General features: G+C 58.3%; 18 protein-coding genes. 4 read left to right on the top strand and 14 right to left on the bottom strand.

Annotated features, from left to right (window positions below; genetic code table 11):
• Nucleotides 1–8: 8 nt before the first annotated feature.
• The 9 genes from EMQ_RS00325 to EMQ_RS00365 all read right to left on the bottom strand — a co-directional run bounded on the left by EMQ_RS00325 (nt 9) and on the right by EMQ_RS00365 (nt 12,292).
• Nucleotides 9–377: a DUF2849 domain-containing protein gene (locus EMQ_RS00325; RefSeq protein ID WP_010667092.1), complete on the bottom strand. Its 369-nt coding sequence runs from the start codon at nt 375–377 to the stop codon at nt 9–11.
• A 68-nt stretch (nt 378–445) separates the two neighbouring features.
• Complete coding sequence (locus EMQ_RS00330) at nt 446–1,522, bottom strand: sulfate/molybdate ABC transporter ATP-binding protein (protein WP_010667091.1); 1,077 nt, start codon at nt 1,520–1,522, stop codon at nt 446–448.
• Entirely contained in the window at nt 1,519–2,343 is an 825-nt protein-coding gene (locus EMQ_RS00335) for a sulfate ABC transporter permease (RefSeq protein ID WP_010667090.1), read from the bottom strand. The genes EMQ_RS00330 and EMQ_RS00335 overlap by 4 nt, the downstream gene beginning before the upstream one ends.
• A complete protein-coding gene (cysT, locus tag EMQ_RS00340; RefSeq protein ID WP_018307666.1) occupies nt 2,343–3,200 on the bottom strand; it encodes a sulfate ABC transporter permease subunit CysT in 858 nt (285 codons plus the stop codon). Before cysT ends, EMQ_RS00335 begins: the two co-directional genes overlap by 1 nt.
• The gene (locus EMQ_RS00345; RefSeq protein ID WP_010666644.1) at nt 3,193–4,230 is read right to left on the bottom strand and encodes a sulfate ABC transporter substrate-binding protein; all 1,038 of its coding nucleotides are present in this window, start codon (nt 4,228–4,230) and stop codon (nt 3,193–3,195) included. Before EMQ_RS00345 ends, cysT begins: the two co-directional genes overlap by 8 nt.
• A 185-nt stretch (nt 4,231–4,415) precedes the next feature.
• Nucleotides 4,416–5,891, bottom strand: a complete 1,476-nt coding sequence (locus EMQ_RS00350) for an alpha/beta hydrolase family protein (protein ID WP_232092253.1) — start codon at nt 5,889–5,891, stop codon at nt 4,416–4,418.
• Nucleotides 5,892–6,267: 376 nt separating this feature from the next.
• On the bottom strand, nt 6,268–7,851 hold the full coding sequence (locus EMQ_RS00355) for an efflux transporter outer membrane subunit (protein ID WP_010666641.1): 1,584 nt from the start codon (nt 7,849–7,851) through the stop codon (nt 6,268–6,270).
• A complete protein-coding gene (locus EMQ_RS00360) occupies nt 7,848–9,116 on the bottom strand; it encodes an efflux RND transporter periplasmic adaptor subunit (RefSeq protein ID WP_010666640.1) in 1,269 nt (422 codons plus the stop codon). The genes EMQ_RS00355 and EMQ_RS00360 overlap by 4 nt, the downstream gene beginning before the upstream one ends.
• Nucleotides 9,113–12,292, bottom strand: a complete 3,180-nt coding sequence (locus EMQ_RS00365; RefSeq protein WP_018307664.1) for an efflux RND transporter permease subunit — start codon at nt 12,290–12,292, stop codon at nt 9,113–9,115. Before EMQ_RS00365 ends, EMQ_RS00360 begins: the two co-directional genes overlap by 4 nt.
• 782 nt (nt 12,293–13,074) lie before the next feature.
• Between EMQ_RS00365 and EMQ_RS00370 the strand changes: the two genes are divergently transcribed.
• The 4 genes from EMQ_RS00370 (at nt 13,075) to EMQ_RS00385 (ending at nt 16,948) form a co-directional block, all read left to right on the top strand.
• Entirely contained in the window at nt 13,075–13,293 is a 219-nt protein-coding gene (locus EMQ_RS00370; protein ID WP_010667080.1) for a hypothetical protein, read from the top strand.
• Nucleotides 13,274–14,161, top strand: coding sequence for a serine O-acetyltransferase (cysE, locus tag EMQ_RS00375; RefSeq protein WP_010667079.1), 888 nt, complete (start codon nt 13,274–13,276; stop codon nt 14,159–14,161). The genes EMQ_RS00370 and cysE overlap by 20 nt, the downstream gene beginning before the upstream one ends.
• A 71-nt stretch (nt 14,162–14,232) precedes the next feature.
• Nucleotides 14,233–15,891, top strand: coding sequence for an OprO/OprP family phosphate-selective porin (locus tag EMQ_RS00380; protein WP_010667078.1), 1,659 nt, complete (start codon nt 14,233–14,235; stop codon nt 15,889–15,891).
• A 25-nt stretch (nt 15,892–15,916) separates the two neighbouring features.
• Nucleotides 15,917–16,948: a sulfate ABC transporter substrate-binding protein gene (locus EMQ_RS00385; RefSeq protein ID WP_026199921.1), complete on the top strand. Its 1,032-nt coding sequence runs from the start codon at nt 15,917–15,919 to the stop codon at nt 16,946–16,948.
• Between the two features lie 206 nt (nt 16,949–17,154).
• Here EMQ_RS00385 and EMQ_RS00390 read toward each other — a convergent pair whose 3' ends face one another.
• The 5 genes from EMQ_RS00390 to EMQ_RS00410 are packed head-to-tail and all read right to left on the bottom strand — an operon-like array spanning nt 17,155 to nt 22,879.
• Nucleotides 17,155–18,120: an ABC transporter ATP-binding protein gene (locus tag EMQ_RS00390; RefSeq protein ID WP_010666510.1), complete on the bottom strand. Its 966-nt coding sequence runs from the start codon at nt 18,118–18,120 to the stop codon at nt 17,155–17,157.
• Nucleotides 18,117–19,130, bottom strand: coding sequence for an ABC transporter ATP-binding protein (locus tag EMQ_RS00395; protein ID WP_010666509.1), 1,014 nt, complete (start codon nt 19,128–19,130; stop codon nt 18,117–18,119). Before EMQ_RS00395 ends, EMQ_RS00390 begins: the two co-directional genes overlap by 4 nt.
• Nucleotides 19,120–20,094, bottom strand: coding sequence for an ABC transporter permease (locus EMQ_RS00400; RefSeq protein WP_010666508.1), 975 nt, complete (start codon nt 20,092–20,094; stop codon nt 19,120–19,122). The genes EMQ_RS00395 and EMQ_RS00400 overlap by 11 nt, the downstream gene beginning before the upstream one ends.
• Nucleotides 20,094–21,101 (bottom strand): ABC transporter permease, encoded by a 1,008-nt coding sequence (locus tag EMQ_RS00405; RefSeq protein WP_010666507.1) that lies wholly within the window; start codon nt 21,099–21,101, stop codon nt 20,094–20,096. Before EMQ_RS00405 ends, EMQ_RS00400 begins: the two co-directional genes overlap by 1 nt.
• On the bottom strand, nt 21,098–22,879 hold the full coding sequence (locus EMQ_RS00410; protein WP_231367892.1) for an ABC transporter substrate-binding protein: 1,782 nt from the start codon (nt 22,877–22,879) through the stop codon (nt 21,098–21,100). Before EMQ_RS00410 ends, EMQ_RS00405 begins: the two co-directional genes overlap by 4 nt.
• Nucleotides 22,880–22,897 lie beyond the last annotated feature (18 nt).

Here is a 22,897-nt window from a genome sequence, read left to right on the forward strand (position 1 = left end):
CGCACCTCTCAGAGTGGAGAAAATTCGGGATGGACGGAAGGGCCGAAGGCGCGGATGCGCTCGCGGGCTGTGACGGGAATGATCTTGCCGTCCGTGTCGTCCTGCACCTGAACGCCATAGATGCCGACCAGCCCCAGTTCCTGCGCCTTGCCCTTTAATGAGGACAGAAGGTCTTCGACTTCTGTATTGGAAACGAGAGCGGACTCAGCGATGCGTTCTTTCCACGAGCCATCGGCGGCCCGCCAGACAGTAATACCGTCCAGCAACCGGTTGGCAGTGATGACGCTCTGCCCGTCTGCATCGCGTCTGTTGCTTCTGATGTCCACCACGTCGAAATAAATCCCCTGAACAGGCGTTCCGGCTGGTGCCGGGGCCAATCAACTACGCTTTTGCGTCCCTCATGACAACAGGAAAGCTTGAAATCACGCTTTCAGTCTGTTGAATATCACGCGGCAGCGGCGTGCCGACCATCTTTCATGCTCAGCAGCGCTCCGTCACGAAACAAACGCGCTGCATCGATATGCAGTTTGGCTCCGGACGGAAAAATCTGCTCATTGCTCGCGCCCAGAACTTCCACAATCCGTCCGTTCAGATCAACCGCCAGCCGGGACAGTCCATATCGCGAGCCGATGCGGCGAACCGGCGCGCCACCCGCGTCCGCGGTCAGTCGTACCTCGTGAGGTCTGATCAGCGCGACCGCCGGTCCGTCCTGATCAATCGCCACCGGGAACGGCACGACATGCGATGTTTCTGGCAGGAAGAGGCCGCCGGAAACGGTCCCCCGGAATGTCAGCGTCTCCCCCAGAAATTCCATGACAAACGGTGTGGCCGGATGGGCTTCAAGCTCGGCTGCATCCGCATCCTGCACGATCCGCCCATCCTGCATCACGACCAGCCTGTCAGCGACGTCCAGCGCCTCTTCCTGATCATGTGTCACAAGGATAGTGGTGAGCCCAAGCCGGTCATGCAAGGAGCGGAGCCATTCTCTTACTGTCCGCCGCACGACCGGATCGAGTGCGCCGAACGGCTCGTCCAGCAGCAGATGCTTCGGGTTTGTCGCCAGAGCACGGGCGAGCGCCACACGCTGACGCTGCCCGCCGGACAGACGTTGTGGATAGGCGTTACCGAGATTGGGAAGCTGGATCAGTTCCAGCAGCTCCTTCACGCGGGCATCGATCTCGGTTTTGCTTGGACGCTCGCGGCCCGGCAGAACGTCGAGACCGAAGGAAATGTTTTTCGCCACGGTCATGTGCTGGAACAGGGCGTAGTTCTGAAACACAAATCCGACATTGCGCTCACGGGGCGTCAGTTCGGATGAGTCCCGTCCGTCGATTGTCAGCAGCCCGGATGAATGCGGGTCCAGTCCTGCGATGGAGCGCAGCAGGGTCGTCTTGCCAGCGCCGGAGGGGCCGACCAGTGCGACAAACGAACCATCGGGAATATCAACGGAGACCTGATCAAGCAGGATACGGTCCGGATTGCCCGGTGCGCGGCGGATGAGTTTTTCGATGTGTACGCTCATGATCCGGCATCTCCAGCCAGCGCGGCACGTCGTGCCCGGTTTTCAAAAAAGGCCCTGAATCCCACTGTCGTCATGGCCATAATGGCCAGAAGGGCCGCCATGGAAAACGCTGCGACCGACTGATAGCCATTATAGAGGGTTTCGATGTGCAGGGGCATTGTTTCTGTCATCCCCGGAATATGGCCGGACACGACGGACACCGCGCCAAATTCACCCATGGCGCGGGCTGTGGTGAGCAGGATGCCTGAGAGCAGTGCCCAACGGGCATCCGGCAGGGTGACGCGCCAGAGGATCTGCCAGAAGGACGCGCCCAGCAGCGTGGCGGCGTCTTCCGCGTCACGGCCCTGCTGCTCCATCAGAGGCAGGATCGTGCGCGTGACGTAAGGGAAAGTCACGAACAACGTTGCCAGCAGGATACCGGCAGGAGCGAAAGCGATGTGGATATTGTAATGATCCAGCGCCGCGCCCCACCAGCCCTGTGAGCCGAACAGCAGCAGCCACACCAGGCCGGCGACCACAGGGGACACGCTGATCGGGATTTCGATCAGGGCCACCAGCACGCCGCGGAAGGGGAACCGGTATTTCGAGATCAGCCACGCCGCCAGAACGCCGAACACGGTGTTGATGACGACAGACAAAACCGTCATCTCGACTGTCAGCCTGATCGCGGAGATAGCATCCGGGTCAGCCAGAGATTGTAGGGCCGTTGGAAGTCCATCGCGCAGGGCTTCCGAGAGAACCAGAAGCGGCGGCAGGATGAGAACGATGGCCACAATGAGCCATGTGGCGACGACCAGCGACCAGCGGGTGAGAGCGCTCATCAGTTCACTCCCGTGATCAGGCCACGCGCCACACGTCGGCGCAGCATGGCGACACCCGCAAGGCAGAGCATGGAGGCGACAAGCAGGATGAAGGCGATGGAGGTCGCACCCGCGTAATCGAATTCCTGAAGGCGGACGACCACCAGCAGGGGAGCAATTTCGGTTCTGAAAGGCTGGTTTCCGGCGATGAAAATGACGGAACCGTATTCACCGATGCCACGAGCGAACGCCAGACCGAAGCCGCTGACCGTGGCCGGGAGCAGTGAGGGCAGCACCACACGCCACACGGTCTGCCATGAGCTTGCGCCCAGCAGTCCCGCTGCTTCTTCCTGCTCCGGAGGCAGGCCGCGCAGGACCGGCTCGACGCTGCGAACGATGAACGGCAGGCCGACAAACATCAGCGCCACGACAATGCCGGCGGTCGAGTAGGCAATGCTGATGCCGAGATGCGCCAGCGGCTTGCCGAGCCATCCCTGCGGTCCATACAGCGTGGCCAGCGTGATGCCTGTCACGGCGGTTGGAATGGCGAACGGCAGGTCAATCAGCGCATCCACAATCCGTCGTCCTGGAAGCCGCACCCGCACGAGTGTCCATGTCAGCAGCAGGCCGACAGGCACGTTGATTAGGGCGGCGATGAAAGCCGTGACGAAACTGACCCGCAGGGCCGCGAACATACGACCATCATGCAGGGCCATCGTCATCGCGCCGAGCCCTTCTTGCCAAGGACGGACGATAAGCGCGGTCAACGGCAGAACGACAATCAACCCGGCCCACAGCAGGGTTGAAAACAGCGCCAGACGGAAGCCGGGTAGGGGATCGCTGGTGCGGGAACGCACGGACAGGGTCGCCTCAGCCATGTTGCGTATAGATCTGGTCGAAGATCTCTCCCGCCGCGAAATGCTTTTTCTGAACCGCAGCCCAGCCGCCCAGACTGGCAATGTCGAAGGTCTTCACTTTCGGGAACTGTGTGGCATGAGCATGCGCCACCGCACTGTCGGTTGGGCGAAAATAGTGTTGCGCTGCGATATCCTGCGCCTTGGGCGTGTAGAGGAATTCGAGATAGTTCTGCGCGACGGTGGTAGTGCCGTGCGTGCGGACGTTATGATCCACCAGCGCAACCGGTGGTTCCGCTAGAACGGAGAGGGACGGCACGACGATGTCGAACCGATCCGGCCCGAGTTCATGCGCTGCGAGCAGGGCTTCATTTTCCCACGCAATCAGCACGTCACCCAGACCACGCTGCACGAAGCTGTTGGTGGCCCCACGCGCTCCGGCATCCAGCACCGGCACATGCTGGAAAAGCGCCTGAAGGTAGGCGCGAGCCGACGCATCCGTGCCGCCTTTCTGGTGCAGCGCCCAACCCCATGCCGCAAGATAATTCCACCGCGCACCACCGGACGTTTTCGGGTTGGGGGTGACGACCTGAACGTCTCCCCGCACCAGATCAGGCCAATCGTGGATGGCCTTCGGGTTTCCCTTTCTGACAAGGAACACAATTGTGCTGGTGAATGGCGTGGAATTGTGAGGCAGCCGTTTCTGCCAGTCCGCCGCCACGAGACCTTTCTGCGCCAGCATGTCGATATCGCGGGCCAGACCGAGAGACACGACGTCAGCGGGTGCGCCTTCCAGCACGGAACGGGCCTGTGCGCCGGAACCACCGTTGGACGTGCGGACCGTTACGGACGATCCGCTGCTGTCCTTCCAGTTTTCAGAAAAAGCCGCATTGATTCCACGATAAAGCTCACGCGTGGGGTCATAAGAAACGTTGAGCAGTGTCGTCGCCGCAAGGGCGGACGTTCCCCGCAGGAATGTCGCAGATCCTGCGCAGGCCAATCCTCCCAGAAGAAGGGCGCGCCGGGGCAGGGTAGAAGGAAAGTCTGACGACATGGCAGGCACTCGGCGATTCTATATTACGGCACTGGATCGTTGTAATATGATTTCACACATAGGCTGCTGCGCGCATTTAGGCAAGTTGACGCGGTAATGATATTATGTACGATATTTAATCGTTGTTTGTTCGGTTGCCTTGGCTAGCGGGAAAAGCTTCGGAAATGATCAGAAAATCGAAACGCTCAGTTTATCGTGAACAGATAGGTCATGGTGATCGGCGGATCCTTGGGATCGGCGCTGACATGTTTTGTAATCGTCACGCTGTCTGTTCCGTGGAAATCGGGATTGGAATGATATTGCAGAACAGATCCCTTGACGGGAACAGTGTTGCATTTCGTCAGAGGGCCAACAGTGTGATGGGTCACTCCGGTTGCTGACGTGCTCATGCGCAACGCGCCATGCGCAGGCGCTTTGACCAGTTTGATCGCGGGAACGTAGCGTGCCGTACAGTCTTCGTTGATTACCGAGTAAAATACCGAGACGACCTTCCCTGATGGAACCGTGATAGCCTGCTGTCTTGTCTGCGAAGGCCCGTGCCCCTGCCAGACAACACGATTGTCATACGCGTAAAGACGACAGTTTTGTGATGCCTTGCTGCATCCCGACAGAGCGGAACTGATGGGATCGAAATCGTGAGCGCCCACACTTTCGGCATCATCACCTATGACGAACGCTCTCGGCGTCGGCTGGGTCAGGAACGTCTGATAGGCCTTGCGCATCATGTCGTTCTGGACCGGAAGTTTGCTGAAGTCGTTCAGTTCCGCATAGCCGGAGGCCGGAGGCGGCAGGGTGGGAAGGTAATCAGCGACAACAACTCTGTGGGGAAGCCCTGCCTTTTCGAGCATGACATCCGCCTGCGCCATCCACGGTCTGAGACCGTCAGGATCATTCAGGAGAGAATGGGAGTCATTGAGAAAGGGCGGGACATCGACCAGTTCCGCCTGCGGGTTCTTTGCCTTGTAGGCGGCATACATCGCCTTCCAGAATTCTGTGGGAGCCAGAGAGTCATTCTCGCCCTGCACCCATAAAGTCGGCAGGTGAGTTTCGGCACCGAACTCACTTGCCCCGGCCAACAGTCTGTCGGCGTCATTGTGGCAGCTTGAAACATGCATCAAGGGGAAGAACAGAAACTGGGCGCGTGTTCCGGGCAGCGGCATGGTTCCCATGGCCATCTGCACCCAGCCCCCGAAACTGAGGCCCGCCGTGACAATCCGTGTGGCGTCAATGTCTGGAAGCTGCGCAATGGTGGCGGAAACATCCCGGATATCGTCTGCATTGCGTCGCGCTGTGGTGGCGAGTTCGCATCCGTCAGAGATCAGCGTGCCTTCCGACCCGGCAAAGCCTCTCGCCATGGGGCGCAGGACGGCATAGCCGCGAGCAAGGAAATAGCCGGAGAGATAATCATATCGGTCGCGTGCCCCATGATTGGAGCCGGAAATATGCGAAGCGCCACCACTGACGATGGCGAGAGGAAACGGACCAGCCGTGTGAGGCAACAGCAGGGTCGCTTCAAGAATTGTCCCGTCTCTTGTGGGTAGCCGGAAGAGCTGTTCCGAAAAAGCGGTGTGACGATCAGGAAGTGTTGTCTGCATTTCGGATATGGGAGCAATGGAGGCGGCGTGCAGGGAGGCGGGAACGAACGAGATCGTTGCGGCCATGAGGGCAAGACATGAAACGGCGCAACGATGCATCAGAAAATGTCCTTATTTGACCTTGCCCTGCTCATTTTCGTGAAGAGGGCAGGGCGTCAGATAATGCCGATCATCGCCGACAGAGAGTTTCCTTTCTATACAGGAGGTATTTGAAAGTGATGAAGACAGCGGAATGCAAGGCAGGTCAGATCAGAAACAGGTGTTTGACAACAGACAGTAAAGACTTCTGATTGTCACCATTGGATATGATATTCCCTGCCCAATAAAGGGACTTTTAAAGCCAGCAAGTATTCAGAAAGCCCATGCCGTCGAAAGGGCCTGCTGAAGCCAGAAAGAATGTGCCTTTCGATCAGAGCGGAACAATATTGTCTTTGGACGTCCCTTAACGCGCTGTTTCCGGCACCACAGAAGCCTGAGCTGGTCCTGTTAGATCCGCATCAGTGCTGTGCGTCGCTACCGGAACATCGCCAACCGGTTTTGGCGTATGCAAGCCTTCATACTGCAAGGGCTTGAAAGGCCGGATCTGCTTGAGGGCTGGGAGATCCTGCGCCGACCAGCCGCCGCCGAGAGCGCCAATAAGAGCCACCACAGACTGCCGCTGACGGGTCTTCACAGCCACGAGGCTGACGCGGGCGACCAGTGCTGCCTGTTGCGCCACGACCACATCGAGATAGTTGGTCAGGCCGCCGGTATAAAGCTGCATGGTCATTGTCTGCGTGCGAAGCGCCGCATCCACCGCTCTGGTCTGCTGATCCGTTTCCGTGCGGAGACGGTTCGTGTTGGTCAGGCCATCTTCCACTTCCTGAAAGGCGGACAGGACCGTCGAACGATAGTTTTCTTCGGACTGGCGATATTGCGACCAGGAACGTTGCAGTTCAGCACGACGCAAACCGCCCTGAAACAGCGGAAGGATGGCCTGCGCGCCGAACTGGTACATGGAGTTCGACAGGGATGCGAGGTCGAAGCCGTTATCCATGAAACCGGTCATCGCGTTGAACGTGACGTGCGGATAAAAGGCCGCGCGAGACACGCCAATGGCGCGATTGGCCTGCGCCATAGCCCGCTCCGAAGCGGCAATGTCCGGACGACGCTCAAGCAGCGTGGAAGGCAGGCCCGACGATGGGTGAATATCGGACAGGGCGATCCTGTCCCGTGGTGCAATATGGAAAGACGCGGGCGCCATATTCACCAGAACGGCGATGGCGTGTTCCATCACATCCCGGCGCGCCCGGATATCGGTTTCTTCCGCCTGCGTTGAGGCAAGCTGGGCTTCGGCGCGTGATACATCCAGACCGGCAGCGATCGCGCCCGCCAGACGCATATGGGTGATCTGCACGGCCAGCTGGTAATAGCGGATGGAATCCTTGTAGACGGCGTCCTGCGCATCAAGCCCACGCAGCGCGATGTAGTCGGACGCAAGCTCCGTCGTCAGACTGAGGCGTGCGACAGCGTATTCCGCTGCATTCTGCTGGGCTGACTGCTTGGCGATCAGAGTCCGGTTTCGGATGGCGTTCCAGAAGTCCGGCTCCCAGGTCGCCGCCGCATGATACTGCTCGGAGGACATGTAGACAGGGCCGGTCGCGCCACCACCACGCCACAGCCTTTTTCTTGAGCTCTTGTCCTTGTCGCCACTCGCTCCGCCTATGAGTTGCGGATACAGGTGAGAGGCGACCTGCGCCGCCACGTCACGGGACTGGGTGAAGTTTTCGGCGGCAGCCTGAAGGTCCGGATTGGCAGCCAGCATCCTCTCTTCCAGTTGATCGAGTTCCGGGTCTCCGAAATCACGCCACCAGTCGGATCGGGGCGCACCATCATCCGGCTGCCCGTAATGCATCACGCCCTGACCTTCCCACTGGGCCGGATAGACCAGTTTTGTGGGTGCATAGCGCGGCGCCATATCACATCCCGCAAGAGCCGATGTCGCCAGAAAGAGAAGAGCGAAGTGACAGGAAAAGGAACGCCTCATTCGCGACCGCCTGCTTCTGCCGATGGTCTGTTGTCTTCCGGCATGGCCCGCACATCATCATTCTGCGACTGTGTGGCCGGTTTTTTCGGCGGTGTGGATGGCATGTTGTATCCACGTGTTCCCGGCACGATGCGGACCTTGTCTCCATCCAGCAGACCTGCGGACGGGTTGTTGATGATCCGGTCGGAACGGTTGATACCCGACAGCACCTGCACGGTCGTCCCGAGCACGGTGCCCACCTTGATCGGCACCAGATGCACATGATCGGTTGGATCAACCACAGCCACCTGCATGCCTTCGGCCCGGAAAATCAGCGCGCCCTGCGGCAGGATCAGGATGTTGGCGTCACCCGGCGCTTCAAAGTGCGCTGTGGCGAATGAGTCAGGCCACAGTTCCCCAAGAGGATTATCAACCATCAGCTCCGTGTTGACGGTGCGGGTGTTGGGGTTGAACGCAGCAGCCGTCGCGACATAGCGCGCCTTGAAGGTCCGGCCGGGAAACTGCGGAACACTCAATGTTGCAGTGAGGGCAGGGCTGATGATGTAGGCATAATCCTGCGGCACGGAGACGAAGATACGCATAGCGTGGATATCGGCCACGCTGAACAGCTCCGTCGCATTGCCGCGTGCGCCGACATCGCCCCGGCCAGCATTCACATAGTCACCGACATCCGCCATACGGGCCGTCACGACACCGTCGAAAGGCGCCACGATCTTCTTGAACCCTTCAAGGGCCTGATAGCGCTCCATCTCATGGCGGGCGGCTTCAACCTGAGCCTTCTCAGCCTCGGCGTTGGCAGCTTGCACATCGACTTCCTGCTGGGACACAGCCTGTGTGCCTTCCAGCGCCTTCCAGCGTTTGGAGGTGATCTGGGCAAGCTTGTAGCGAGCGACCGCCACGTCCAGATTGGCCTTGGCCGCAGCATACTGGGCATCCAGTCCCGGCGTCTCGATTTCCGCCAGAACATCGCCGGTCTTCACATGCGCGCCGATGTCCTTGTACCACATCTTCACGTAACCGGAGACCTGCGCGTAAATCGGCGCCAGATACCAGGCCGAGATGTTGGCCGGAAGATCAAGGTTGAGGTGATCCGGGCCCGGCTGGGCCGTTATGACCTGCACCTGCGGAATGGCGTTTTCCGTCGTCTCCCGGGCAAGGTTGTCATAGTGCATGTTGCGCTGGAAGATGCCCCACCCCGCCAGAACGATGGCGAGAATGATGACAAGGATCAGCACGAGGCGTCCGCGTGAAGTCTGGGCGCTCATGCGGTTTCTCCTTCCGGGTGTGACATCTGTTTTGCATGACGGCGTGAATGAATGGCGGCGAAAACACACGGTACGAAGATCAGCGTCGAGATTGTCGCGACAATCAGCCCTCCCATCACAGCGCGTCCGAGCGGAGCATTCTGGGAGTTGCTCGTCGCCATGGGCAGCATGCCAACGATCATGGCGGAGGCCGTCATCAACACAGGACGGATGCGCTCGAACCCGGCATCGACTGCTGCTTTCACCGCATCGCCGTGACGCGTCAGTTCGTCACGCGCAAATGACACGACCAGAATGGAGTTCGCGGTCGCGGTGCCCATGCACATGATCGCACCTGTCAGAGCGGGAACGGACAGGGCCGTGTGGGTCAGGAATAGCGACCACGCGATGCCCGCCAGCGCGCCGGGGAGGGCGGTGATGATGATGAACGGATCAAGCCACGACTGGAAGTTGACGACAATCACCAGATAGACAAGCAGGATCGACATGGCGAGCCCGCCGATCAGCTGGATATAGGCCGCGTTCATCGTCACGCCCTGACCGTTCACGGTCATGGAGGAGCCATGCGGAAGCCGCTCCTGCTCCTGCTCGACAATACGGTCTACCTGCTTGGCGACACGACCGAGATCCAGTCCCTCGTTGGAGGCGTAGATGTCAAAGACCGGCATGATGTTGTAGTGCGCGATCTCTCCGGGCGTGCCGGTCTGCTGAATCTCGCTGAGACCACCCAGAATCTGCGGAGGCACACCTGTCGGATTGCCATCGCCCTTGTCGATCGGGGTCAGTTCCAGATCATTCAGGGTCTGGAGGAAGTGGGCCGGGGTCTGGATGTCGATCAGATGCGAGACGCCAGTCTTCGGATCGAGCCAGTAAACCTGTCCGACCTGTGAGCTGCCCGACAGCGAGACCAGCATGTTGTTGGTGACATTCGCTTCCGTAATCCCGGTTCCCAGCGCGAAGCTGCGTCGTGCGTTGACCAGCAGGGTCGGCGTGGTCATCGGCTGCTGAATGGAAATGTCCGTCAGGCCCGGCACATGCCGCAGGCGGGCGGCGAGATGATTGGCGAAGGCAAAATTTTCTTTCAGATTGCGTCCGACAATCTGCACGTCCAGCGGCGCGGGTGCACCGAAATTTAGGATTTTCGCCGTCAGATCGGCAGGCTGGAAGGTGATCTGCGTGCCGGGGAAGGCGTGGCTCAACCCTTTCCGCAGGATCTGCCTGTATTCCGCAACTGGTGACTCTTCATTCTTGAGTGTGATCGTCAGATCGCAATCCTGCGTGCCGACGGTCGGCGTGGGGATGAAGGCCTGATTGAGCGGACTGAAAGGCAGGCCGCAGTTATCGACGATCGTCTCGATCTGTCCCGGTAGCAGGCGGCCGATCTCATCGTTGATCAGCTGCGCGATCTTGCCGGATTCTTCAATACGCGTTCCGAGCGGGGCACGCATATGCATGGCGAGAGAGTTCGATTTGATCTCGGGGAAGAAGTCTTGTCCGACGAAAAACAGCAGCCCGAGCGATGACAGCGCAGCGACGAGAAAGCCGCCGATAAAGGAAGCACGAATGTTCTGGAGACCTGCCAGCATGTCGCGATAGGCGTGCCGGAACCGTTCGAACTTCTCTTCAAACCCGCGCTGGAACCGACCGAAGAAGGATTTCGGCTCTCCTGCTCCATGCCCGTGACCAGCGGCGACCTGAGCCGCCAGCATGTATTTGGCCATGGTGGGGACAAGCGTTCGGGACAGGATGAAAGAGGCGATCATCGCGAAGATGATGGCTTCAGCCATCGGCATGAACAGCCATCCGGCGACACCGCTGAGCTGGAAGAGCGGCATCCAGACGATACAGATGCACAGCGTGGAGACAAAAGTGGCGATGACGATCTGGTTTGCGGCATCAATGATGGCCGTTTCCAGATCCTTGTCCATGGCCAGATGCGCGTCGATATTTTCGATCATGACCGTCGCGTCATCGACGAGAATACCGACGGCCAGAGCCAGACCACCGAGCGTCATGACGTTGATGGTCTGACCGGCCCAGCCCAGCGCGATGATCGAACACAGCATCGCCAGCGGAATGGAGGTTGCGATGATGACGGTAGATCGCCACGAGCCGAGGAACAGCAGCACGACCAGCCCTGTCAGACAGGCGGCTGTCAGCATTTCCTGCACCACGTCGCGCACGGATTCCTTCACGAATGTGGAGGCATCGTTGATGACGCGGATATCCACGCCGGGAGGCAGTGTTTTCTCAATCCCAGGCAGGAGCTTCTTGACGCCGGACACAACATTCAGCGTCGAGGCGTCACCGCTCTTCATGATGACGATCAGAACGCCCTGCTGTCCCTTGACCAGCACGAGATTGGTCTGTGGAGGGCCTCCCTGATGCACCCACGCGACGTCGCGCATATAGACGACAGAGTTTCCGACCTGTTTGATCGGCAGATCATTCAGTGAATCGATTTCGCGTGGAGAGGCGTTGGTCTGCACCATCCAGTCAAAAGTGCCGATCTTCTGGTCACCCGCCGGAAGCACGATATTCTGCTTTCCGAGCGCCGTGGACACATCCACTGGCGAAAGCCCATGCGCGAGCAGCTTGGTCGGATCAAGATCCACCATGACGTTGCCCGGCTGGCCACCATAGGGGTTTGGAATGGCCGCGCCTGCCACCGACACAAGCGCCGGCCTGATCAGGTTCGAGGACATGTCATAGATTTCGGAAGCCGTCAGATGCGTGGAGGACACCTGAAGCGTCAGAACCGGAACGGACGAAGCGTTGTAGGTGAGCACCAGCGGCGGGGTGGAGCCCGTCGGCATCTGTTTCAGAACAGTCTGGGAGACCGCGGTGATCTGCGTTTGAGCGGCTGAAGCATCTGTTCCGGGCTGGAAGAAGACCTTGACGATGCCGCGTCCGTAATAGGACTGGCTTTCGATATGTTCGATATTATTGACCGTCGCGGTCAGGGCACGTTCATAGTAATAGATGACGCGCCCGGACATGTCTTCCGGCATAAGACCGGTATAGGTCCAGACGACAGCGACCACGGGTATGCGAATGCTTGGAAAGACGTCTGTTGGCGTCGATACAATAGCACGAAGACCAAAAACCAGGATCAGGATCGATAGAACGACAAAAGTATAAGGACGCTTCAGTGCGACCAGAACGATCTCATTCATGCCGATCCGTTTCCGGTCTGCTCTGAACTGGCTGGAATGTTCATGTGGTCCTCTGTGACAGCCGACACTTCAGGGTGCCAGTAAATTACTTTTTAGGATGCGTTCCGTGTCTGTCCGCATCTATGTCTGACGTAAAGCCTATAAAAAAGGTTCCTCTTTGTTGTTGCAAGAGACGTCCCCATTGGAGGAGCGGCTTACTGGCGGGGCTGGGGGGAACAAATGCTTTCTTTGAGCAAGGTGTCTGAACGCAGATGTCTTCATCTCTATAAACAACTTTCCTGATGAGCCTGCCGCGGTCTGTCCGATTGAGAGCGGCCAGGAGCGGAAATGAAAAATATTTGTGACAGTCGACATAAACAACGAATAAAAATAGTGATAAAAATTCTGAGGTGTTACGGTGCTTTTCGATTCTGTTTTGTAAAGAAGAAATCTGGGGTAAAAATTTTTTATGACCGGCTTTGTGTGGCCTGTTTCTTCGTAACTATTTGATATTTTTTATTAAAAAATAAACTAAATTTTATAGTGAATTATTTTGGTGAAATTATTATATGCATTTTTTCGTCGTTGTTTATTGACCCATCCGAGCGGATGTGTCTCTTATGTGTCCGCACCCTGCGCGGTGTTCGAAAGAAGATGAAAGTCATGCACGCAATGTCAGATCGAATGTGTCGCGTGACCCGATGTCGGGTCACCAACGTTAGCGCCCCAAAGGGCGTTCTTCACTCCCGATAACCGACAGAAATCTGTCGGTCGGCCAATACTGGTCTGAAAGGCAGATTGCCATGTATGAATCTCATGCCGTTGAATCCGATGGGGTTTTTCTCGGCGCCATCATTCTGGATGTGAACAGAACCTCACATCGTTTCTATGCGACGCACGACAGTGTTCGCGCTCTCCACAATCAAACTCTCAACGAACGACGCGAACTGGTGCGTCGGGCGGTCACGCAGTTTCAGCGTTCAGCGCGGAACGGAGGTGATCATGCTCACCACACACGCTGACTTCATCGAGAGAGAAGCGCCCGTCCGGCATGAACGGCTTCTGTCGGAGATACATCGGAGTGGCCGGTCTGCCGGAGCAGAAGATGTTGCCGATCTCTGGCGGACAATGCGCAAGGAAGCCCGTCTCAACGCCGATATGGTCCTGATAGGGCTGATCCGAAGCTGCATTCTTGATCAGCAGGATCTGGCGGGAGGGCTGGCGCGTCTCCTCTCCTCCAAATTCGCGGGGGAGATGGTGCCCGCCCAAGTTCTCGAAGCCCTGATGCGAGACTTTTTCCTGACATGGCCGGATGCCGTTGAAACAGCAGCATCAGACCTGCGTTCAATACGGGAAAGAGATCCCGCTGCCGTCGATCACATTACGCCGTTTCTCTTTTTTAAGGGTTTTCAGGCCGTTCAGGCGCATCGTGTCGCGCACTGGTTATGGCAGGACGATCGGAAATTTCTGGCGCGTTATATTCAGGGCAGGGCATCAGAACTCTTTGCTGTGGATATCCATCCTGCCGCACGGCTCGGAAAAAGAATCATGTTCGATCATGGTACTGGCATTGTGGTGGGTGAAAGCGCTGTGGTGGTGGACGATGTCGCGCTTCTGCAGAATGTCACACTGGGCGGGACGGGCAAGGAAGGAGGAGATCGGCATCCGAAAGTGCGTCGCGGCGCACTGATTGGAACCGGCGCAAAAGTGCTGGGCAATATCGAGATCGGTGAAGGCGCCAAAATAGGCGCAGGGGCGATCGTTCTGAAATCTGTTGAACCGTATACGACCGTTGTCGGCAATCCAGCCCGGCCCGTTGGGAAGAGGCACACCGGATTACCTTCACTGACAATGGATCAGTCTCTTCCTGTGGTGGATTATGTGATCTGAACGAATACATGATCCTTTTTCTCTAATATACACACAAATACTGCTGTTTCTTTCAAGTGACCGGGCCTTCCATGAATACGACACTTCGCCGGACATTGTTTCTGGCTACACCGTTTCTCGTGTCCTCTCTCCCGCATTACGCGGAAGCACGCTCTACCGACCCTGAAGTGCTTGAGCTTCGCCGTGAGCTCGCCGCCATGAGGCAGGAAATGGCGGCCATGCGTCATGACATCCGCGTGCAGGCAGCCGGTAATCACACGCGCGCCAACACCGAAAACGACAGCACAACTCGCCACCGTCGCCACGATACCCGTCTGGCAAGTGCAGGTCCCGAGGAAGTAAAGCCGGTTTTCTCTCAGGCTGAGGCGCGCGCCAATGGACCGCGTTCCCCCGCCGAAAGCCGGATTGCCCTTCCGGAAGGGCCCGCCCAGTCCTGGGCTGATTTCAAGGCTGCCAATGCCAAGAGTGAGGTCATGCAGATTGGGGGCATGAAAATCGGGTTTCCGAAAGGGCGACCGACCATTGCCTCTGAAGATGGTTCATACGCCTTTTCTGTCGGCATGCTTGCTCAGGAAGATTTCGGTGGTTTTCTTGGCGCAGGTCCGAGAGGGAATGAAGCCAAGGGAAACTTTAACAGCTTCACCCAGAATGCCCGTCGTCTGCGGCTCTATTTTTCCTGGCGCTACAAGGACTGGGTCGTCAACGTGACGCCAGACTTCGGTTCCAGTTCCGTTGATGGCACCGTCGGTCTGTTTGAAGCGAACCTGAATTATACCGGCCTGAGAAACACAACCCTGACAGTAGGTTATTTCCAGCCTCGCATGGCAGAGGAAAATGCCGAGCGTCCGGGGGCGTTCGAATTTCTCGAGCGTCCAACCATCGTCGATCTGGTGCGTAACATTGCGGGTGGCGTGGCGCGTTTCAGCGTAGGTGGTGAGCATTGGGAAAAACGCTGGCTGGCGGCAGCCTATTTCACGGGACAGAAATTTGGTGATCGGAACAAGGATACGACCATCACCGACAGCCAGACCGGTGGTGTCGCCCGTATCGCCGGTCGTCCTTATGTGAGCAAGGACATTGACGTCCATGTTGGCGCGGGCGCGACGGCGGCCTTCAAGCTCAATGAGAATTCTTCAGGTCGTAACTATACTTTCAATGACAATATGGAAGTTCCTCTTGGTGAGACTTCCCTACTGACATCCGGTGCGCTCAAGGATGTGTCGCAGATATGGGCGGCAGGACCGCAGCTGGCTTTCCGTTGGAAAAACCTTCTGCTGAAAAGCGAATATTACCATATCGGCGTTTCTCGCGGGAACCAGCCCGCAGGCAGCAACCTGCCTTCTCTCGGGTTCGACGGCTGGTATGTGGCCGCCAACTACACAATCTTTGGACACCCACGCGCCTATAATCCGAAGATGGCTGCGTTTACTTCGCCCGGCGTCGAATATGACTTCGATCCGGCCCACAATCACTGGGGCGCATTGGAAGTCAGTGGTCGCTGGAGTGTGACTGATCTTGGCGATGTCGTCAGTCAGGGCGGAACAGGCGTCAACGGTAACCAGCAGACCGTGTGGCAGGCTGGTTTCAACTGGTATCCCAATCAGCATATCAAATTCATGGTCGATTATGCCCACTACATCGTCTCCCGCTCAAAAGGTGTGAGTGGCGGCGTCAATGTCCTCGGGCGTGATGGCAATGCCATCGTAGCCAGGGCCCAGGCGGCATTCTAAGCAAAAAGAACAGGAAATGCGTGTCATGAAGAACACTCTTGCTTTCAGCCGCCGCACGCTTCTCAAGGGAAGCGTTGCTGCTGGTGTGGCCGGTCTCATCGGGGGAGGGCATCCAGCGCACGCTGCAAGCTGGTCGCTCCTGAATGTTTCATACGATCCAACGCGTGAACTTTACGCTGATATCAACAAGGCTTTTTCCGCATTCTGGTCAAAGGGTCACCCTGATGACCGGGTGCTGGTGAAAACGTCGCATGGCGGTTCCGGCGCTCAGTCGCGTTCTGTTCTGGAAGGCGCTCCGGCTGATATCGTCACGCTTGGTCTGGCTTATGATATCGACATTCTGGCCCAGCATGGGTTGCTGGCGACAGACTGGCAGAAACGCCTGCCACACAATTCCACGCCCTTTACCAGCACCATCGTGTTTCTGGTTCGCAAGGGCAATCCCAAGAACATCCATGATTGGCCCGACCTGATCCGTGACGATGTGTCAGTGATTACTCCAAACCCGAAGACTTCTGGTGGTGCACGCTGGAACTATCTGGCCGCCTGGGGCTGGGCGCTCCGCACACATGGCCAGTCAGAAGACGCTGCAAAAGACTACCTGAAAGCACTCTTCAAGCATGTGCCCGTTCTTGATACGGGGGCGAGAGGCGCGACGAATTCGTTCGTGCAACGTCATCTGGGCGACGTACTGATCGCGTGGGAAAACGAAGCGTTGCTTGCTGCCCGCGAGGTCGGACCGGACCAGTTTGATATCGTCGTGCCGTCTGTCAGCGTTCTTGCCGAGCCTCCTGTTGCGGTCGTCGATAAAAACGTCAAGGCGCATGGCACCGAAGCCGTCACGACCGCCTATGCGGAGTTCCTTTTCACGCCGGAAGCCCAGAAACTCGGTGCAAAGCATTACTATCGTCCAGTCGATCCTGCGATCCTTGCCGAAACCAAAGGCGTTTTTCAGACGATTGAGACGTTTGATATCGCAAGTCTTGGCGGCTGGCAGACTGTGCAGAAAAAGCATTTCAGTGAAAACGGCGTGTTTGATCAACTATATAGCAAATAAGGCAGATATGATTTCTGGTGGTTGATCATGTTAATGATCAGCCACCCGTTGCAAGTAATTTGTGACTGATTTCGTAAATAGTGTTAAGATATAATGGTATTGTAAAAACGAATAATTGTCTGGGTGAATGGGTAGACTGCGATTGAATGAGGCTTATGAGCCAGAATATGTCTCTCTCTAAAGTCCGTGATTGACAGGATTTACGATCAGATATTTGGGAAATGACAGGAGACTTCGTGATTATTGCCGATCAAGCGTAGCTGTGGAGCGTCTTGCGAGCAGCGAGTTTCCGCTTTCGGACACCGCGTGTGAAACCGACACCCTGAGGGCGGCGAGATTGGTGACGGCACATCGCCATGCAGCAGGATACGTCTGTCATCGGCTCCAATGACCGGCTGTGGCACGGCGGAAATCAGGGCTGCTGTGTAAGGATGCGCCGGACGCTGCATGACCGTGTCGGTATCGCCAAGTTCCACGATGGCGCCGAGATACATCACCGCCACACGCGTCGAAATCTGCCTGACCACGGCAAGATCGTGAGCGATAAACACGTAGGTGAGGCCAAGCTGTTCCTTGAGATCGGTGAAAAGATTGACGATCTGCGCCTGCACAGACACATCCAGCGCGGAAACCGGTTCATCCGCCACGATCAGGCGTGGCGAGAGAGCCAGCGCGCGGGCGATGTTGATCCGCTGCCGCTGTCCACCGGAAAACTCGTGTGGATACCGGGCAAGAGCGGACCGCGGCAGACTGACAAGGTCCATCAGTTCATAAAGTCGGGCCTCGATCACCTGACGGCTGCGTTTCTGGCCGTTTTCATCGGGGTGGACCCGCAATGGCTCGGTTATAAGATCACCGATCCGTCGTTTGGGGTTGAGGGCGGCATAGGAATCCTGAAAGACCATCTGCATCTGTCGCCGCACAGGGCGTAGGGCACGGTCATTCATTCTGGAAATATCCTGATTCTCGAACAGGATTGTTCCAGAGGATAGATCGGTCAGGCGCAGCAGGCAACGTCCGAGGGTGGATTTGCCACAGCCGGACTCACCCACAAGACCCAGCACTTCGCCGGAGCGGACTGTGAGCGATACATTGTCCAAAGCTCGCAATGTCTTGCCTCGCGGCAGGCGATAATCCTTGCGGAGTTCAATGGCTTTCAGAATGTCCGTCATGCCTCGGCTCCATGGAGAAGACGCGTCGGTAGTGCTTTTCCTTCAGTCGGCAGAACGCAGGCGACATCCTGTTCGGCAAACCGAACGAGCGGCGGTAGGGTGACGCAAGCGTCATGTGCATAATGACAGCGCGGCGCGAAGGCGCAGCCAGACGGACGTTCCAGCGGGGCAGGGGGCGCGCCCGCGATGGACGGCAGACGCACGGGGCGTGGCCCGGTCAGCGGCGGAATGGAATCCAGCAGCGCCGCTGTATAAGGATGTGCAGGTTGCTCAAAAACAGCCGATGCAGGACCGCGCTCGGCCACACGCCCGGAATACAGCACCATCACATGGTCGCAGGTCTCCGCCACAACGCCCATATCGTGCGTGATGAGCATGACAGCTGATCCGTAATCCGTGCGGAGATTACGCAGAAGATCGAGAATCTGTGCCTGAACTGTTACATCCAGCGCCGTGGTCGGCTCGTCGGCAATCAGCAGGGCCGGATTGCAGGACAGCGCCATGGCGATCATCGCGCGCTGGCGCAGGCCGCCGGACAACTGATGCGGATAGCGGTTGGCGGTGCGTTCGGGGTCCGGCACGCCCATGTCGCCAAGCAGCCGGACTGTGCGGGCGCGGGCCTCGGACTTCGAGACGCGCTCATGCACGCGGATCGCCTCGTCGATCTGCCAGCCGATCGTGTAAACCGGCGTGAATGCCGTCATCGGGTCCTGAAAGATCATCGCAATTTCCCGGCCGCGTATGTGCCGGAACGCTTTCTGCGGCAGCGTGGTCAATTCCTGCCCACGGAACCGGACGGAGCCCCGCAGACTGACGCCTGGATCGTCGATCAGACGCATGATGGCCATGGCCGTCACGCTCTTGCCGGACCCGGACTCTCCGACGATGCCAAGGATTTCCCGCTCGCACACGGTAAACGAGACGTTCTCGATGATCGGCACATCGCGACCACCCGAGCGGAAACTCACGCAGAGGTCGCGCACGTCGAGAAGGGGAGCATCACCGGCCATCGCGCACTCTCGGGTCGAGAAAGATGTAGATCACATCGACCAGCGCGTTCGCCAGCACGACGAACACGGCGGAATACATTACGCTGGCCATGATGAGCGGCAGATCGAGCGCCGAGAGCGCCTGATAGGTCAGCCGCCCCACGCCCTGAAGGCCGAACACCACTTCCGTCAGCAGCGCGCCACCACCGATCAACTGGGCGAAATCCATGCCGAACAGGGAGACGAAGGTGATCATGGAGGTCCGCAGACCATGCACCAGCAGCACGCGCGTCGGAGTCAGCCCCTTGGCGCGGGCCGTGCGCATGAAATCCTCGCCGGACACGGTTACAAGGTCCGAGCGCAGCACGCGGGCATAGACGCCGATGAACAGCACCGCGAGCGTGCACCAGGGGATAATCAGCGCCTTGAACCAGCCGATCGGGCTTTCCGCGAACGGCACATAACCGAGTGCTGGCACCCACGAGAAAAGCCATGTGTCGTGATAGCGTGCCTGCGTGATGAGATTGGCGACCTGCCCAAGCCAGAAGACCGGAATGGAGATTCCAACTAGTCCGATGGCCATTAGCGTCCGGTCGATCCATGTGCCGCGAAACGCCGCCGCAACTGTGCCCATGAGAATGGACACCACCACCCAGATCACAGCGCCACCGGTCGCCAGCGACAGTGTGACGGGCGCGGCCTTGATCAGTTCAGGCACAACTTTCTCGCCACGATTGGCGTAGGACGTTAGGTCCTGCGTGATGAAGAGCTTCTTCATCATGGTCGCATACTGGACGGGTAGGGGATGGTCGAAACCGTATTCCTGCCGCACCTTGGCTATGGTCTCGGGCGAGGCGTTCTTGCCTGCGATACGGGAAGTCGGGTCTGCGCCCGGCGTGGCGAAGAACACCAGAAACACCAGCACGGAAATGCCGAACAGCACGAAAGCAGTCTGCCCGAACCGTTGAAGAAGGGCCTTCAGCATTACGCGCCCCTCTTGCTGGTCTCGCGTACATCCAGCGCATCCCGCATCCCGTCGCCCAGCACATTCAGCGCCACCACGACGATAACGATGGCCAGACCCGGTGCAATAGCGACCATCGGACGCGAGTAGATCAGCCCTTCGCCGTCCTGAATGATCGTGCCCCATGACGCTGTCGGAGCCTGCACGCCAATGGACAGGAAGGACAGCGCAGACTCAGTCAGCAGCGCAAAGGCCGCCAGCAACGGGGCCAGCACGACGATGGAACTGGCGACATTGGGCAGGATGTCCACCAGCAGAATACGCCAACGCGGTACGCCCAGGCTTCGCGCCGCCATGACGAAATCAGCATTCCGCAGCGCCATGACTCGTCCCCGGATCGGGCGGGCGGCGTAGGGCATGTAGACCAGCGCAATAATGGCGATAGGGATGATCAGATTGTCGGCTTCCAGTGTGATCGGGCCGATATGCAGCCCGTCACTGATGGTCACGATCGAAAGCGAAATGGCGAATAGATAGACCGGAACGGCCCACATGATGTCCATGATGCGTGAGAGCACCATGTCCACAATCCCGCCGAAGAAGCCCGCAAGAATCCCCACCACGCTGGCAATAACGATGCACAGAGCCGCCGCCGCGAAGGAGATCAGCAGAGAAATCCGTCCGCCATACAGTAACCGTGCCGCCACATCGCGACCCTGACTGTCCGAACCGAGCATGTAGGCGGACGGGTTCCATGTCGGACCCGCAGGTGTCAGACCCAGATGCAGCGGGTTGTCATTCGGCTGCATGATGTCGATGGTTTTTCCATCCAGCATGAACGACCCCGCGACATTGGCGCGGAACGGGTCCGTGTGGGCGATGTGGTGCGCGTAGAAGGGGGCGAGCAGACTGAGCAGTACCATGAGGCCCAGCACGCCCAGCGCCACCATGGAAGCACGATTGCGTGCCAGCACCCTGAATGCGCTGCGCCATGGGCCGGGAGGCGTTGCTTCCTGCGTTCCGCTCACGGTGGGTCTCCCGCCCGGCGCAGTTTCACCTGAGAAAAAACCGCCTCATAAATCGGTGTATCGAATGTCCCATGCACGCGGGAAGAGGTCAGAGCCACACGGCGGGTCTGGTCGAGCGGTACTGCCGGAGCCTGCGCCATGAGCGCACGGGACGCTTCGGCCCACAGCGCATCGCCCGCTTTCTGGTCGGTCAGCGAAACTTCCGCCGCCTTGTCCATCAGTGCATCCAGTTTCGGATCGCAGAACTGGGAGGCGTTGATGGAGTTGCTTGAATGCGGAATGAAGGTCGCGCAGGAAAAGAGCGTGCGCAGGAAGGAGGACGCGGAAGGATAATCCGCACTCCAGCCCGTCAGGCCGATCTGCATCTTGTTATCGCTGTTCTGGATATAACTGAATTCGATCACCGGCGTGATAGGGCGCACGGAGGCGACATAACCCAGATCGACCAGCGTGGCGCGGATCTCGTTGGCGATCGCGCCCGAGCCGCCTGAACCCGGTGTGACGATGACAACCTTCTGGCCCTTGGTGCCACTTTCCTCAACCAGCTTTTTCGCCAGCGCGAGATCGTGTTCTTTCCACTCGGGCGCTAGATGTTCCGGAGATGCGCCTTTTGTGTAGGCGCAGCCCGGCTCATATCCCGGTGCGCCTGTGGGCAGCATCTGGCAGGCTGCTGAGGAGACCGCCGGACCTCCATTATAGATCACCACGGCCTTGCGGTTCAGCGCATAGTTCAGCGCCTGCCGAACACGAACATCGTTGAAGGGTGGCTGGTTCACGTTCAGCGCGGCATAAAAAATCACGAGCTGGTCAATGAGTTTCACACGGTCTGAAAAACGCGCGCCGACTTCCGCCTGCCGGTCCAGCGGCACGCTCTCCAGCATCCAGTCATACTGGTTGTTCTCGATGGCTGTAACGGCTGCTTCCGGGTCCAGCCCGAAGGAGTAGTGGATTTCGTCGGGATAGCCTGCCGGTTGAGCCACCGCGTCCCACTGTCGGAAGTAGGGATTACGCTCCATTTTCAGGCCGGAATTCGGCTCATAGGAGACGATCTTGTAAGGGCCGGTGCCGAGGGGAGCTTCATTGCCCGTGTCGTGCGTGGGAGTGTCGGCAGGCAGGATGGAAGCGTGCTGGAACGCCAGCCGGTCAAAAAACTCTGCGTCCGGATGCGTCAGATGAAAGGTGACGGTCCACGCCTTGTCATCAGCCTCCACACCGCCGGCAAGCGTGCAGTGTTCAGCGTCTTTCAGACACGCCTCACCACCGACGATATGACTATAATAGGGGCCTGCGGTCGGGCTGTTCACCTTGAAAATCCGCTGCATGGAGGCGACCACGTCATCTGGTGTCACCTCCTTGCCGTTCGAAAAACGGATGCCGTGGCGTAGGTGAAACACATAGGTTCGCCCACCGTCCTGCGGTTCAGGCAGGGCTTCCGCAAGGTCCGGAATGGCGTGACTGCTGAGTTTGCTTGGCGTCTTGGCGAAGGTGGTCAGCCCGTCATAGACGATGGCTTCCATCTGGTAGGTGATGTGAACGTAGCTGATCTGCGGATCAAGCGTTCCGCCTGAGTTCTCGGCTGTGATGCGCAGGATACCGCCGGTTTCGGGGCTATCCGGCGCACCGGGGGCGACGGTTGCCGCATGAAGAGGTGTTGCGACCAGCGCCAGACAACAGGCCAGAGCGGAGAAGGTGAGCTTTCTCGTTGTTCTGATACCTGATGTAGGGCGTGGGTGTTTTAAGGGTGAAGAGGATGGAAAAACGCCCGTCCCATCACGCAAGAACGACGGCGTTCCAAA

Source organism: Acetobacter aceti NBRC 14818 (genome assembly GCF_000193495.2).
Classification (GTDB): Bacteria; Pseudomonadota; Alphaproteobacteria; order Acetobacterales; family Acetobacteraceae; genus Acetobacter; species Acetobacter aceti.